This is a genomic window from Compostibacillus humi (assembly GCF_014637175.1).
Taxonomy (GTDB): Bacteria; Bacillota; Bacilli; order Bacillales; family Amphibacillaceae; genus Oceanobacillus; species Oceanobacillus humi.
Map to the genome: position 1 here is coordinate 37,908 of NZ_BMEV01000008.1, position 14,838 is coordinate 52,745.

14 protein-coding genes are annotated in these 14,838 nt (G+C 45.9%); all 14 read right to left on the reverse strand.

The window, feature by feature from the left end; all coding sequences use genetic code 11:
* Positions 1 to 126: 126 nt before the first annotated feature.
* Positions 127 to 525 (reverse strand): F0F1 ATP synthase subunit epsilon, encoded by a 399-nt coding sequence (locus tag IEV18_RS03300; protein ID WP_188390954.1) that lies wholly within the window; start codon positions 523 to 525, stop codon positions 127 to 129.
* A gap of 99 nt (positions 526 to 624) precedes the next feature.
* Positions 625 to 2,034 (reverse strand): F0F1 ATP synthase subunit beta, encoded by a 1,410-nt coding sequence (gene atpD / locus IEV18_RS03305; RefSeq protein WP_188390955.1) that lies wholly within the window; start codon positions 2,032 to 2,034, stop codon positions 625 to 627.
* Between the two features lie 36 nt (positions 2,035 to 2,070).
* Positions 2,071 to 2,931 (reverse strand): ATP synthase F1 subunit gamma, encoded by an 861-nt coding sequence (atpG, locus tag IEV18_RS03310; RefSeq protein ID WP_188390956.1) that lies wholly within the window; start codon positions 2,929 to 2,931, stop codon positions 2,071 to 2,073.
* Between the two features lie 118 nt (positions 2,932 to 3,049).
* A complete protein-coding gene (atpA, locus tag IEV18_RS03315; protein WP_188390957.1) occupies positions 3,050 to 4,564 on the reverse strand; it encodes a F0F1 ATP synthase subunit alpha in 1,515 nt (504 codons plus the stop codon).
* Positions 4,565 to 4,582: 18 nt separating this feature from the next.
* Positions 4,583 to 5,125, reverse strand: coding sequence for a F0F1 ATP synthase subunit delta (locus IEV18_RS03320; RefSeq protein ID WP_188390958.1), 543 nt, complete (start codon positions 5,123 to 5,125; stop codon positions 4,583 to 4,585).
* Entirely contained in the window at positions 5,122 to 5,586 is a 465-nt protein-coding gene (atpF, locus tag IEV18_RS03325) for a F0F1 ATP synthase subunit B (protein WP_188390985.1), read from the reverse strand. The genes IEV18_RS03320 and atpF overlap by 4 nt, the downstream gene beginning before the upstream one ends.
* A gap of 176 nt (positions 5,587 to 5,762) precedes the next feature.
* A complete protein-coding gene (gene atpE, locus IEV18_RS03330; protein ID WP_188390959.1) occupies positions 5,763 to 5,969 on the reverse strand; it encodes a F0F1 ATP synthase subunit C in 207 nt (68 codons plus the stop codon).
* Positions 5,970 to 6,057: 88 nt separating this feature from the next.
* On the reverse strand, positions 6,058 to 6,780 hold the full coding sequence (gene atpB, locus IEV18_RS03335; RefSeq protein ID WP_188390960.1) for a F0F1 ATP synthase subunit A: 723 nt from the start codon (positions 6,778 to 6,780) through the stop codon (positions 6,058 to 6,060).
* Positions 6,781 to 6,832: 52 nt separating this feature from the next.
* On the reverse strand, positions 6,833 to 7,216 hold the full coding sequence (locus tag IEV18_RS03340; protein WP_188390961.1) for an ATP synthase subunit I: 384 nt from the start codon (positions 7,214 to 7,216) through the stop codon (positions 6,833 to 6,835).
* A gap of 391 nt (positions 7,217 to 7,607) precedes the next feature.
* Entirely contained in the window at positions 7,608 to 9,797 is a 2,190-nt protein-coding gene (locus IEV18_RS03345; protein WP_188390962.1) for a S8 family serine peptidase, read from the reverse strand.
* Positions 9,798 to 10,797: 1,000 nt separating this feature from the next.
* Positions 10,798 to 11,895, reverse strand: coding sequence for a non-hydrolyzing UDP-N-acetylglucosamine 2-epimerase (gene wecB / locus IEV18_RS03350; RefSeq protein WP_188390986.1), 1,098 nt, complete (start codon positions 11,893 to 11,895; stop codon positions 10,798 to 10,800).
* 134 nt (positions 11,896 to 12,029) lie between these two features.
* A complete protein-coding gene (gene upp, locus IEV18_RS03355) occupies positions 12,030 to 12,659 on the reverse strand; it encodes a uracil phosphoribosyltransferase (protein WP_188390963.1) in 630 nt (209 codons plus the stop codon).
* Positions 12,660 to 12,881: 222 nt separating this feature from the next.
* Entirely contained in the window at positions 12,882 to 14,132 is a 1,251-nt protein-coding gene (gene glyA, locus IEV18_RS03360; protein ID WP_188390964.1) for a serine hydroxymethyltransferase, read from the reverse strand.
* A 149-nt stretch (positions 14,133 to 14,281) separates the two neighbouring features.
* The gene (locus tag IEV18_RS03365; RefSeq protein ID WP_188390965.1) at positions 14,282 to 14,830 is read right to left on the reverse strand and encodes a TIGR01440 family protein; all 549 of its coding nucleotides are present in this window, start codon (positions 14,828 to 14,830) and stop codon (positions 14,282 to 14,284) included.
* Positions 14,831 to 14,838 lie beyond the last annotated feature (8 nt).

The window sequence follows — 14,838 nt, forward strand, 5'->3', positions numbered from 1 at the left end:
CCGGGAAATATCGACAGCATTACACAGAAAAACGTGCATGCTTCTGTCGATTACAGACAAGATGTACCATTACAGATAGAAAAATCCCAGTATTTACATATCATGATGCAAATACTGGGACTGATTTTATCTATTTGCGACATTGAGTCGGTTTAATGCTCGTTGGAGTGCTAGTTCTGCCCGCAAGCGGTCAATATGCTCTTCGTTGGATTGCAGGCGGCGTTCCGCTCTCTCCTTCGCACGTCTTGCCCTTTCCACATCAATATCTTCCGGCTTTTCAGCAGACTGGGCAAGGATGGTTACTTTATTCGAGCTAACTTCCATTACTCCGCCATTGACTGCCAGCTTCATTTCCTCGTTTCCGCGGACTAGCCGGACAGCAGCAATCGAAAGGGGAGCAACGAGCGGAATATGGTTGGCTAAAATACCAATTTCTCCACTTTCAGCTCTAGCTACAACCATTTCATATTCGTCTTCTAAAACGGGACCACTAGGAGTAACAACACTCACTGTTAGTGTTTTCAATGTAACCCCTCCTAAAGTTTGAGAGGATGGGATAATGCCCGTTCCCCTTAGATTGTCAAACTTGAACGCAATGGGCGTCCAAAACTTCACGATTAGCGCTTACGCTTGCATTTGTTTTGCTCTTTCCACTACTTCGTCGATGGTTCCGACGAGACGGAAAGCATCTTCTGGAAGGTGGTCATGTTTACCTTCTAAAATTTCCTTGAATCCGCGTACTGTTTCTTTAATTGGCACATAGGATCCAGGCTGACCGGTAAATTGTTCGGCAACGTGGAAGTTTTGTGACAAGAAGAACTGAATACGACGGGCACGTGCAACCGTCAATTTGTCTTCATCACTTAACTCGTCCATACCGAGAATAGCGATAATGTCTTGCAATTCACGGTAACGCTGCAATGTTTGCTGTACTTGCGTTGCCACTTGATAATGCTCTTCCCCGACGATTTGCGGGTCTAAAGCACGGGAGGTGGATGCAAGCGGGTCCACCGCAGGGTAAATCCCTTGCTCAGAAAGTTTCCGGTCCAAGTTTGTCGTCGCATCCAAGTGAGCGAAGGTTGTTGCCGGTGCCGGGTCTGTATAGTCGTCGGCAGGCACGTAAATCGCCTGAATGGATGTAACGGAACCTTTTTTCGTCGATGTAATCCGTTCTTGAAGTGCACCCATTTCCGTTGCCAATGTCGGCTGGTAACCAACGGCAGATGGCATCCGTCCTAAGAGGGCGGACACTTCCGAACCTGCTTGGGTGAATCGGAAAATATTGTCGATAAACAAGAGCACGTCCTGGCCTTGTTCATCACGGAAATATTCCGCCATCGTCAGACCAGTTAAAGCAACACGCATACGGGCACCAGGCGGTTCGTTCATCTGTCCGAATACCATGGCCGTTTTGCTAATAACGCCAGAGTCTTTCATTTCAAAGTATAGGTCGTTTCCTTCCCGAGTACGTTCCCCAACTCCGGCAAATACAGAAATACCGCCGTGCTCTTGGGCGATGTTGTTGATCAGCTCCTGGATCAGTACGGTTTTACCTACACCCGCACCTCCGAAAAGTCCGATCTTGCCGCCTTTAATGTATGGCGCAAGCAAGTCAACAACTTTAATTCCTGTTTCCAGAATTTCTGTTTCTGTTGACAAGTCTTCAAACTGAGGCGGTTCCCGGTGAATCGGATCTCTGCGTACATCCGCAGGGATCGGTTCTTCTAAATCGATATGGTCTCCTAATACGTTAAACACCCGTCCTAACGTTGCTTCCCCAACTGGAACAGAAATTGGGCGGCCTAAGTTCGTCACTTCCGCACCCCGGCGCAATCCGTCGGTAGATGCCATGGCGATCGTACGAACCGTATTGTCCCCTAATTGAAGAGCTGTTTCTAAGGTGAGTTCCGTGCTTTCCGCTCCATCTGCTTCGATTTGGACGGTTAACGCATCATATATTTTAGGGAGTTCGCCGTCTTCGAATTTCACGTCGACGACCGGTCCCATAACTTGAGTTACATGTCCTTTGCTCAAAAGAATTCCCTCCTACTTCTTAGATGGAAACATTAGCTACTCCAGCGCTGCGGCTCCGCTGACAATTTCCGTAATCTGTTGTGTAATTTGGCCTTGGCGTGCTCGGTTATAGGATAGCGTTAATGTATCGATAAGCTCCTCGGCATTATCTGTCGCATTGCGCATTGCCGTCATACTCGCTGCGTGTTCACTCGCTTTTCCATCTAGTAATGCACCGTAAATTAAGCTTTCCGCATATTGCGGAAGCAATACTTTCAAAATTTCTTCCTGACTCGGTTCATATTCATAATCACTGTGCATCGCTTTATGTCCGTCCAAGTTTTCAATCGGCAATAGTTTTTTCATCGTCGGCACTTGGGAAATCGCACTGACATAATGATTGTAAATGATGTACAGTTCATCAATTTCTTCGTCGGCATACATTTGAATCGTCGATTGGGCAATGGCTTTAATGTCGGCAAAATGCGGATGGTCGGCAATGCCGAGAATGCTGTTGGAAACCGGAAGTTCCCGTCTCCGGCAGTAATCATACCCTTTTCTTCCCATGACGATAACCGTATACTCGTCTTGGGACTTGTGCCGTTTTTCGATCGTATCTTGCAGCAATTTCAGCACATGGCTGTTATATGCCCCGACGAGACCACGGTCAGAAGTTATAATCAAGTAGCCGGTTTTCTTTACTTCCCTTTTTTCCAGCATCGGGTGGGATACGTCCGGATTGCTGTTCGCAATATGGGAGACGACTTCCTGGATTTTCTCGCTGTACGGTACATAGCCTCTTGCATTTTGCTCCGCCTTGTTCATTTTCGAAGCCGAGACGAGATGCATCGCCGACGTAATTTGTTTCGTCTTCTTCGTCGATTCAATCCGTGCCTTTATATCTCTAAGGGATGCCAAGTTTCTTTCACCACGCTTTCAAAACAGAGGTCAGATGTCAGAAGCCAGAAGCCGGATACCAAATGTCTGATATCTGACTTCCGTCTCCTGGATTCTGCTCTTTTTTTATATCAGCACTTTATTTTTGATTTGATGGCAAGAATGTTTTCTTAAAGGCTTCGATTGCTGCGTTCAATTCCCCTTCATCCGGCAATTGGCCAGTGTCGCGAATCGTTGCGAGCAATTCCGGATGGTTGGAATCCATCCAGTCGTTCATTTCGCTTTCGAAACGCTGGATATCTTCGACAGCAATATCGTCTAGGAACCCTTTTGTCAATGCGTAAATAATCATGACCTGTTTTTCTACTGCCAACGGCTTGTGCAGCCCTTGTTTCAGCACTTCCACTGTACGTTCCCCGCGGTTCAGCTTCGCTTGAGTTGCTTTATCCAAGTCGGAACCGAATTGGGAGAATGCTTCCAATTCACGGTAGGATGCCAGGTCAAGACGCAGGGTACCTGCAACCTTCTTCATCGCTTTAATTTGCGCGTCTCCACCTACCCGGGATACGGAAAGACCAGGGTTAATCGCCGGACGCACACCGGAGAAGAACAGATCCGACTGCAAGAAAATTTGCCCGTCTGTAATGGAAATAACGTTTGTCGGAATGTAGGCAGAGATGTCTCCTGCTTGAGTTTCAACGAACGGCAATGCGGTTAAGGAACCGCCGCCTTTCGCGTCACTTAATTTCGCAGCCCGCTCCAAGAGACGGGAGTGCAAGTAGAATACATCCCCAGGGAAGGCTTCACGGCCTGGAGGACGGCGTAATAACAGGGAAAGCTCACGATAAGCTACCGCTTGTTTTGATAAGTCATCATAGACAACTAATACGTGCTTTCCGTTATACATGAATTCTTCACCCATTGCTACACCGGCATATGGTGCGAGGTATAGCATTGGAGCAGGATCGGAAGCTCCCGCTGCTACAACGATGGTGTAATCCATGGCGCCGTATTTGCGCAGCGTTTCTACCGTGCCGCGAACCGTTGATTCTTTTTGTCCGATGGCAACGTAGATACAAATCATATCTTGGTCTTTTTGGTTAATGATTGTGTCGACAGCGATTGTCGTTTTTCCTGTTTGCCGGTCACCGATGATCAATTCCCGCTGACCGCGTCCGATTGGAACGAGGGCGTCAATCGCTTTAATCCCTGTTTGTAAAGGCTCTTTAACCGACTGACGGTCCATAACACCTGGAGCTGGAGATTCAATCGGGCGGGTTTTCCCTGTTTCAATTGGTCCTTTTCCGTCAATTGGCTGACCAAGCGGGTTTACAACCCGGCCGAGAAGCTGTTCGCCAACCGGCACTTCCATAATTCTTCCTGTGCGGCGTACTTCATCGCCTTCTTTAATATCTGTATATGGTCCTAAAATAACGATACCGACGTTCGATTCTTCCAAGTTTTGGGCAAGACCCATTACTCCGTTGGAAAACTCAAGAAGTTCCCCGGCCATTGCATTGTCCAGGCCATGGGCACGCGCAATTCCGTCCCCGACTTCGATAACCGTTCCAACGTCACTTACTTCGATGTCCGCATCATAATTTTCAATCTGCTGCTTTATCAGTGTACTGATTTCTTCCGCATTAATGCTCATCGCCTTTCACCCCTATCCTTATATGTTTGCAGTTACGATATTACGCTCGATGCGCTTCAATTTCCCGCTGATGCTTCCGTCGTAAATCGTGTTGCCGACACGAATCTTCACTCCGCCGATTAATGTCGGGTCGACGAGGTTGATGATGTTCAGCGCGTTTTTGTTCAGCTTTTTCGCCAGCGAATCTTGCAGTTTCAGCTTTTCATCATCTGTGAGCGGTCGTAGCGAATACACTTGCGCATCCACGATGCCCTTCTCTTCCTTCACCATTTTTGAAAATTCATCAATTACGGCAGGAATGATGGCGGTGTGGTGGCGTTCCACCAACAGTTTTATCGTATTGACAACGTCTTTCTGCAAACCTTGAAATGCATCTTGAATCAGTTGTTTTTTCTTCGCTTTGCTGACCCCGGGATGGGTTAAGAATTTGTTCAGCTGTTCGTTGCCCGCAAACACTTCACGGACAACGGCAAATTCCTCCATAAATTTATCTAAAGTCAGCTTTTCTTGTCCGAGCTGGAAAAGAGCATCTGCGTAACGTTTTGCAACTACTATACTCATCGCTCTTCTCCTACCTCTTTAATGTACTCTTCAATCAGTTTTTCCTGATCTTGTTCGCTAATTTCCTTTTCGATTACTTTGCTTGCAATCATGACAGACAAGGAAGCAACTTGCGCCTGCAATGCCTGAATGGCTTTTTCTTTTTCGTTTTGAATTTCAGCCTGTGCTTGTTCTTTTATGCGCTCTGCCTCGTTTCTGGCAGCTTCGATAATGGCTTGTTCTTGTTTCACAGCCGTATTTTTGGCATCTTCGATCATTTTCTGTGCTTCTTGTTTCACTTGATTTAATTGTGTTTGCGCTTCTTTGGCAGCTGCTTCTGCCTCTTTCCGGCTTTTCTCGGCAGCTTCAATTTCACCTGCAACATATTCTTCCCGCTTTTGCATCATGTTCATGACCGGGCCCCATGCGAATTTTTTCAGCAAAAGGAGCAATACGACGAAGAAGAATAATTGAACAAGCATATCGCCTACATACAATCCACCAAGTGAAGCATATATTAATGAATTCTCAGCTAATCCTGGCACAGAATTCACTCCTTTCACTTAAACGTGGCTAAACGACAGATACTGCTGATGAAAACAACGGCGAAGCTTCTTACCTGAAGATGATCTTCGCCATTATGAAAAGTTCTATAAAATTACATAACCATTAAGGCAATAACAACGGCGATAATTGGCATCGCTTCTACTAGACCAACCCCGATAAACATGGTTGTTTGCAATTGTCCGCGCAATTCTGGCTGACGTGCAATCCCTTCTACTGTACGACTTACGATTAAACCGTTACCAATACCAGCACCTAGTGCCGCTAAACCTACTGCTAATGCTGCTGCTAAAGCTCCCATAATATGAAATCCTCCTCAATAATTTTTATTAGTTTTTTATTCATCCAAGTTTTAATAGCTTTCCTATTAAAACTGGCTAGAAACAGTATTAATGTTCTTCACTTACTTTATGGGAAATATACACCATGGAAAGCATCGTGAAGATAAATGCCTGAATTCCTCCGATAAACACACTAAATCCTTGCCATGCGAGGAATGGAATGGCTCCGCCAATAAATCCTAAAGCTCCGCTCGTTGTCAGTCCGACAAGCAATGCTAAGAGCACTTCTCCGGCATAAATGTTACCGAATAGACGCAAGCCGAGTGTTAACGTATTAGAAAACTCCTCAATCAGTTTGATCGGGAATAGGAGTGGCAGCGGTGTAAAATAATCTTTTACATACGCTTTTCCGCCACGCAATTTAATACCATAGAAATGGGAGAGGACGATGACCATCATTGCTAACGTTAACGTTAGCCCCGGGTCAGCGGTCGGCGATTTCCACCAAACATCTCCTCCGACAACCCCATTCGTAATAACACCAAGCATATTTCCTACTAAAATATAAGAAAATAGCGTAATGGCTAACGGCAGAAATAGTTTTCCCGTCTTCCAGTCCATCGTGTCATTGATGATGCCCTTGATGAAATCGAGCACCCATTCCATGACATTTTGTCCACCGGTTGGTTTCATTTCCAGTTTCCTTGCACCAAGTACGCTGATGACAAACACGATGAGAGAAGTAACGATAATCATAAAAACATTGGACAAGTTAAAATCCAACCAACTGATCCCAAAGACATCCTCTACAATTGGTGCAGTATGATCCAAGTCTATCACCCCTTTGCATTGTATTTGCTAGTCGGCCATGGCAATTATAGCTTTACAGGTTTTTCTTATCTGTGATGGATTTTACAAAGAAGTCAAATCCAATGACGACATAAGCTGCCAAAATCCCTATGCCCACAGCCAAAATATGGAAGTAATCCGGGAATCGGAGTGCAATAAGAATCGCCACTGCTACGGCAGCAAGTCGCGAGAAGGAACCTAATCCTCCTCTCGCCTTTCCTGTTGTAAGCGCGGCGTTTCCTAAATCAACAATCTTTCGCTGCAGCAACCAATGATTATAGAAACTTACCACTGTACCGAGAATGAGCCCGTTGAAAACTTCAGTATAGGGAGTAAATCCGGCTCCTAAAAAAAGCAGCGCCAATAAATAAAGCATCCATTTTTGGTGACGTCGAATCATCTGCTTGTATTCCTGCATATCTACTCTCCTGCTTCTCCGGTAGAGGTAAGTTCAATCCATGGCAGAACAGCTTTCGTCCTTGCTAAATCAGTGGAAAATGTGAGGAATTGAAGTGAAAATCGTATGTAAATTGCAAATTGTTTTTGGTGAAAACCTTCTCATCCCACACTAAGTTAGTTTACCGTGCCAAAACACCGTTGTCAATCGGTTTAGTATAGTCTGTCGAAATAAATCGGGCAAGCATTTTTTGCACGGAAAAAACATTAATTCCAACCACATTGCTTAGATTTAGCGAAGGACTTTACCTATCATTATAAAGGAAGAAACTATTCAGATTTTGACATTTTTGTGACATCGGCTTTAAAGAAAAAATTACCAAAAAGAGCAAGCCTGTCCGGCCTGCCCTTTTCTATTCGGGAATGTGAACTTTTGTTTCAAAAAATTCTTCTGTGCCGTCAGCAAGGGTGATCCGGACGATGGCAATGTATGACCCAGGGGGACCCGCATCTTTTCGGGAAATCGTTCCTTCGTTCATTCCGATGTGCAAATCTTCCATTGTGAGCAAAGTACGTACGTGAACGAGGGTTCCCGGTTCGTACAAGTTTACTTCTGCCTTTGGTATTTCCTCTGCTGCATACATCCGGTAAATAAAGGTGTCATCGGAAAGAGACTGCAAGGAAAACTCAAAGCCCATCGCTTTCGGGTAATCTGCCGTTTCATTTATAAATAAGTAAGGCAGCGGATACGTATTGTCGCCTTCCGATAAATAGAGCCAGCCCCGATGGATCCCTTTTTCCAGCTGCTGGGTCGTGACACTTAGGGTAATGGGGACGGTTTTTTTCTCATGTTTCTTCACGGTAAAACTCATCGGCAATTTCCAAGCATACCCTTTTTCTTTTTTCGGAACGTGAAATCGGTATTCCCGGTCCTCATTGCTTCGGTTTTCGATGTCAATTTCAATCGTATGTTCCTCGCGATACTGTTCGATGCGGCCAAATTCTAGCTTTTTATTGTAAATAATGGTAGGGGCGTTTGCCGCTTCTTCCGCCTGTACGATGCCATTTCCCTGCACCGCCGGGTCCATTAGTTCACCATCTACCGTTTCCAAAGGGATGGCAGTCGTTTCCAGGGCGCTGTAAATTTCATCTACCGTCCAATCCGGATGGGCTTCTTTTAGGAGAGCGATGACGCCGGCTACGTGAGGGGCGGCCATGCTCGTCCCCTGCAAAGCCTGGTAACCGTTGGGCACTGTACTTAAAACATTCGTTCCCGGCGCAACAATGTCCGGCTTTATTTGCCAATTGACCGTTACCGGCCCCCGGGAACTGAATGGAGCAATCGTCACATCCGCATCTTCATACACTGTTTTCAGCATCGTATCCTTTTTCTGGATATTTTCAAAAAGCCATTCCCCGTCTTCCTTTGTGACCATGGCGACAGGAATCGTAACCGGATCATCTGCGTTTTGCACGGAGCCTTGAATCATATTTTCTTCATTGTTGGCAATAATGACGGCGTCTGCTCCTAATGATTCCGCCTTTTTCGCCATTTCGTAAAATGGAACCTCTCCCCGGGAAAGGAGGGCGATTTTCCCGTGTAAATCACTAGGCTTCTTTCCATCGACAACTGGGGAAGAGGGATGGACGTCCCAAGAAACAGAGCCGTGCATGATATGGAGCGGAATTTTTTTCTTATGTAAGCTTTCGTATAAGTAAGGAATTTTCCTCGGATGCGTCGATGCGCCGACAGATATCGCCTTTGCCGCCGTTGCCGGGGAACCTACTGTCCACAAATCCGGGCCGCTGTTGCCGTTGGCGATGACAACCGGAATTCCCAATTCCACCGCTCTGTTTACTGCTGTGCTCGTCGGATAATCGGGTCCGTTTACCGAATTCCCCAAGGATAAATTGATAACATCGGCTCCGTCTTCCACCGCCTGCTCCAGCGCGGCGATAACTTGGATGGACGTCCCAACCCCACCAGGACCGAGGGCGCGGTAGGCGTAAATTTCGGCATCGGGGGCCACCCCTTTTAGATCGCCATTGGCGGCAATAATGCCTGCTACATGGGTTCCGTGGGAAGTTGGAATGCCTTCTTCGGGCAGCGTCTCCATCGGGTCATCGTCGAGATCGACTAAATCATAGCCAGACTGATAGTTTGTTTTTAAATCAGGATGTTCGTAGTCGATTCCCGTATCGATAACGGCAACTTTCACCCCTTTTCCCGTATAGGCAGTCGAATTGAAAGCATGGGGCCAGACGAAATCCTCTTTTTTTAGCTTTTTCATCTCTTCTACCGTCATCGGCTGATACGTTTGCGGAACTTCATACGCTTGCACCGGATGCATCGCTTTAATAAAGTGCAAAGCCTCTATTTTTTTCAATTTATCTTTTGTTCCTTGTAATGCCAGCCCTTTAAAAAGCCGGTCATAAACGGCAACGACTTCGATAAACGGATGATACATACGCAAATATTCCTCGTGTTCCCGGGGGTCCCCTTCCACTTCAATAATTATCGACTGCACGTCTTCCTTTCCTTGGACAGCCGCTGCTGGCAGAAGGGCGACAATGAACATAAAAGCAACCAAAAGTGCACGCATCCGTATCTCTCCTTTATGCTATGTAGTTTGGGAAAAAGACTGAGGATTTATGCATTGGCATGAAGGCAGCGGTCGTAAATGAGGGACTATGCATTGGCATGAAGGCGATGGTCGAAAGCACGGGGATTATGCATTGGTATGAAGGAGGCGGTCGTAAATGAGGGATCCTGCATTGACATGAAGGCAGCGCGGCGGTCGTAAATACGGGGACTATGCATTGACATGAGAGCAGCGGTCGTAAATGAGGGATCCTGCATTGACATGAAAGCGGCGGTCGTAAATGAGGGATTGTGGTGCCGATTTTGCTATGCTGGCTTCAGGGCATTTCTATGAGCTCTTTTAATCCAGATTTCTGCTCCAATTGGGCTTTAGAGCGCCTCTATAAGCACTTTCAAAAGCATTTTCCGCTCCAATTGGGCTTTAGAGCACTTCTATGAGCACTTTTAAACCCGATTTCCGCTCCAATTGGGCTTTAGAACGGTTCTATGAGCACTTCCAAGCTCAATTTCCGCTCAAAACGGACTTTAGAGCGCCTCTATGAGCACTTTTTAGCCCGATTTCCGCTCCAAACGGACTTTAGAACGGTTCTATAAGCACTTTTTAGCCCTATTTCCGCTCCAAACGGGCTTTAGAATGGTTCTATGAGCACTTTTAATCCCGATTTCCGCTCCAATTGGGCTTTAGAACGGTTCTATGAGCACTTTTTAGATAAAGTCCATATAATTGTGTAAAAAGAAAGGTCATCCTTTCATGACCCATGTTACAATGTTTTCGACCAAGAAAATTAGAAACATGGAGGTATGAAAAGATGACCCAAATTCATATTACTATAAATTTAGGAGCACTTAAAGAAAAATAGAGCACCGTTATTGGCATTTTTCCGACTCTATTGTTCTATAAAATATTTTTCCTACAGCACGACTCCCGCTCCTCCGCCTGCAGTTGAATATATAAAAATAGAGTGCCGCTGCCAGCACTCTATTTTTACATCATCACTATCCTATTTTTTCGTGAAGTGCTCGATGATTGCATCGGCAATACGCATCGAGGCTTTTCCGTCACCATACGGATTGGAAGCTTTCGCCATTTTTTCATGGGCTTCTTTATCCGTTAACAGTTCGTTGGCTAAGTTAAAAATCGTATCTTCATCAGTTCCGGCAAGCTTCAGCGTTCCGGCTTCAATTCCTTCCGGCCGCTCCGTCGTATCACGAAGGACCAATACCGGAACTCCCAAGGAAGGCGCTTCTTCCTGCACCCCGCCGGAGTCGGTCAAAATAATATGGGACCGGGCGGCAAAGTTATGGAAATCGATGACACCAAGCGGGTCAATCAGCTGAATCCGGTCGTTGTTGCCTAAAATTTCATTCGCTGTCTCCCGTACTGCCGGATTCAGATGGACCGGATAAACGATATGGATGTCATCGTGTGCTTCAGCAAGCCGGTGGATGGCCCGGAACATTTGCTGCATGTTTTCCCCTAAGTTTTCCCGGCGATGGGCGGTCATCAGCACAAGACGTTTATCACCAATAGCATCTAATATCGGATGACGGTAATTTTCATCCACCGTCGTCTTCAAGGCATCGATCGCCGTATTTCCAGTCACATAAATGCGGTCTTCCGGCTTATTTTCGTTTAATAAATTTTGTTTCGATTTTTCCGTCGGCGCGAAATGAAGGTCGGCCATGGCTCCGGTCAATTGCCGGTTCATTTCTTCCGGATAAGGCGAGTATTTATTCCAAGTTCTTAAACCTGCTTCCACATGACCGATTACAATCTGGTTATAAAAAGCGGCTAAAGACGCGGCAAAAGTGGTCGTCGTATCGCCATGGACAAGGACAATATCCGGATTTGTCTTTTTCATTACCTCATCCAGGCCTTCCAGCGCCCGGGTTGTAATTTGCGCCAGCGACTGGCGTTCTTTCATAATATTTAAATCAAAATCCGGGGTAATGCCAAACACGTCAAGCACCTGATCGAGCATTTCCCGGTGCTGAGCCGTTACGGTAACGATCGTTTCAAATTCAGACGATCGTTTATTTAATTCTAAGACGAGGGGCGCCATTTTAATCGCTTCCGGCCTTGTCCCGAAAATCGTCATTACTTTAATTTTCTTCTGCAAAATCGTGTCACTCCATCCTAAAGATTTTCCTAATACTCATCTCCATTGTACCGTTTCCGTAAAAATTTACCATGAATATTAGGTGAACTTATGTCCAAATGCCTGCAACCCCGTTACTTTGTGCCAAACAGCCGGTCACCGGCATCGCCTAAGCCTGGAACGATATAACCGCGTTCATCCAGTTTTTCGTCCAAGGCAGCTAAATAAATGTCCACGTCCGGATGTTCCTTTTGCACTAATTCGACTCCCTCCGGAGCAGCGATCAGGCACATAAGGCGGATGTGCTTCGCTCCCCGTTTTTTCAACGAATGGATGGCGTCGTTGGCAGACCCTCCTGTAGCCAGCATCGGGTCAATGACGATCAGTTCCCGCTCTTCAATATCGCTAGGTAATTTTATGTAATATTCCACCGGTTTTAACGTTTCCGGATCCCGGTATAATCCGACATGACCTACCTTTGCTGCCGGAATCAGTTTGCGCATGCCGTCCACCATTCCGAGTCCAGCCCGCAAAATCGGCACCAAACCTATTTTTTTGCCGGCAAGCACTTTCGCTTTTGCTTTCGTTACCGGCGTCTCCACTTCTGTTTCCTGTAACGGCAAGTCCCGGGTAATTTCAAAAGCCATTAACATTGCCACTTCATCGACAAGTTCGCGAAACTCTTTTGTTCCCGTATTTTTGTCCCGTATATGTGTCAGTTTATGCTGAATTAGCGGATGGTCAAATACAAATACATTTCCCATATTACCGAACAGCTCCTTTATTTATTTATCTCTCAAATTGTACTGGAAAAAGGTAGTCCTTTCAAGTGAGGGAAAAGAATGATCGAAAACCTGTCATAAATATAGGTTTCCCTTCCAAATAAAATATGCACAACAAGGAGCTGTACGACCTTCCTTCACTTCTACTATAAAAAAATAGTAGCACAAACCTTGGCCTAGGTCTGTACTACTTTTCTATTTCCATCAGGAAGGGATTAAATCGGTATATAACGGGAATCTTTCCGTTAATGCGCTTACCCGCGCTTTTGCTTCGTTCAGCACTTCTGTATTTTCATGGTCTTTTAAGACGTTCGCAATAATTTCGGCAATTTCTTTCATTTCTTCTTCTTTAAATCCGCGGGTCGTTACCGCTGCCGTACCGATACGGAGACCGCTCGTCACAAATGGGCTTTCCGTATCAAACGGAATGGTGTTTTTATTCGTCGTAATGCCGACTTCATCCAATACGTGCTCTGCTACTTTTCCTGTTAACTGAAGAGGGGTTACGTCAACAAGCATGAGATGGTTATCCGTACCGCCAGAAACGATGCGCAACCCTTGTTCCGTTAATGCGTCACTGAGCGCTTTGGCGTTTTTGACAATTTGCTCCTGATATGCTTTAAAATCGTCGGACAATGCTTCTTTCAAGGCAACGGCTTTTGCTGCAATAATATGCATGAGCGGACCGCCCTGTATGCCAGGGAAAACAGATTTATCGATTTGTTTCGCATATTTTTCTTTGCATAAAATCATGCCGCCCCGAGGACCACGCAATGTTTTGTGGGTTGTCGTCGTCACAAAATCTGCATACGGAACTGGATTTTGGTGCAATCCAGCTGCCACAAGTCCGGCAATATGGGCCATATCCACCATGAGATAGGCACCTACTTCATCTGCGATTTCCCGGAACTTGGCAAAATCAATTTTGCGGGAATAGGCGCTGGCACCAGCAACAATCAGTTTCGGCTTCACTTCTTTCGCTTTTGCCAAAACATCGTCATAATCGATTTGTTCCGTTTCTTTATCAACACCATAATCAACAAAATTATACAATTTACCGCTAAAGTTGACCGGGCTCCCATGGGTTAAGTGTCCGCCATGGCTTAAGTTCATGCCGAGCACAGTATCGCCAGGCTCTAAAATAGTAAAGTAAACGGCCATATTTGCTTGAGCGCCGGAATGAGGCTGCACGTTCGCATGTTCCGCACCGAACAGTTCTTTTGCCCGGTCGCGAGCCAAGTTTTCTGCCACATCCACGTATTCACAGCCGCCATAGTAGCGTCTGCCTGGGTAGCCTTCCGCATATTTATTCGTTAATACCGAACCCATTGCTTCCATCACTGCCCGGGAAACAAAGTTTTCGGAGGCGATCAGCTCAATTTTATTTTGCTGACGGTCCCTTTCCTCTTTAATTGCCGCAAATAATTCTGGATCTTGCGTTTTGATATGTTCCATTCACACGTCCCCCTCTGCATAAATTTCAACATGTTGTAAAAATTCTCTCTACTTCATTGTATCGGTTAATAGCGAAAAAAGAAACCGTAAACATATAAATATTTTCTGCATTCCGCTCGACCTTGGCAGCGGCCCACTGCACCCTTCTTTTATGATCTCGTACTCTCGTAATTCGCCCTCCGTCCCCCGATAAGTTTCGGTCTCGTGTAGGCTGCTGTTACCCGGGCGTTTTTCACGAATTTTTTGCTTAAACGAAACGGAACAGCTACATGCTTCAAATGCATGCCGATTAACGTTTCGCCGATATCCATTCCCGCATCCGCCCGAATAAATTCCACCACAACCGGGTCTTCCAAATGTTTATACGCGTAAGAAGCCATGGAGCCGCCGGCATTTGGCACGGGAACGACCGACACTTCCTCCAGCTGAAACCTTTCCATCGTTTCCCTCTCCACGACAAGCGCCCGGTTTAAATGCTCACAGCATTGGAAGGCGAGATGTATTCCTGTTTTTTCTTTCAATTTTTTGACAGCATCAAACACGATAGCTGCCACCTGCTCGCTTCCTGATGTTCCGATCCGTTCCCCGAAAATTTCACTCGTGGAACAGCCGAGGACGAAAACATCCCCTTTCTTTAAATGATCACTTTTTATAAAATCTTCAACAACCGTGTCCATATCTTTTTTAATCGTTTCCATATTTGCCA

Bases quoted from the DNA above. Each gene is read 5' to 3' on its own strand.
- IEV18_RS03345 (WP_188390962.1), bottom strand. From the start codon at position 9,797: ATGCGTGCACTTTTGGTTGCTTTTATGTTCATTGTCGCCCTTCTGCCA.
- upp (WP_188390963.1), bottom strand. From the start codon at position 12,659: ATGGGAAATGTATTTGTATTTGACCATCCGCTAATTCAGCATAAACTG.
- IEV18_RS03320 (WP_188390958.1), bottom strand. From the start codon at position 5,125: ATGAGTATAGTAGTTGCAAAACGTTACGCAGATGCTCTTTTCCAGCTC.
- wecB (WP_188390986.1), bottom strand. From the start codon at position 11,895: ATGACGATTTTCGGGACAAGGCCGGAAGCGATTAAAATGGCGCCCCTC.
- atpF (WP_188390985.1), bottom strand. From the start codon at position 5,586: ATGCTTGTTCAATTATTCTTCTTCGTCGTATTGCTCCTTTTGCTGAAA.
- atpA (WP_188390957.1), bottom strand. From the start codon at position 4,564: ATGAGCATTAATGCGGAAGAAATCAGTACACTGATAAAGCAGCAGATT.
- glyA (WP_188390964.1), bottom strand. From the start codon at position 14,132: ATGGAACATATCAAAACGCAAGATCCAGAATTATTTGCGGCAATTAAA.
- IEV18_RS03365 (WP_188390965.1), bottom strand. From the start codon at position 14,830: ATGGAAACGATTAAAAAAGATATGGACACGGTTGTTGAAGATTTTATA.
- atpE (WP_188390959.1), bottom strand. From the start codon at position 5,969: ATGGGAGCTTTAGCAGCAGCATTAGCAGTAGGTTTAGCGGCACTAGGT.
- IEV18_RS03340 (WP_188390961.1), bottom strand. From the start codon at position 7,216: ATGCAGGAATACAAGCAGATGATTCGACGTCACCAAAAATGGATGCTT.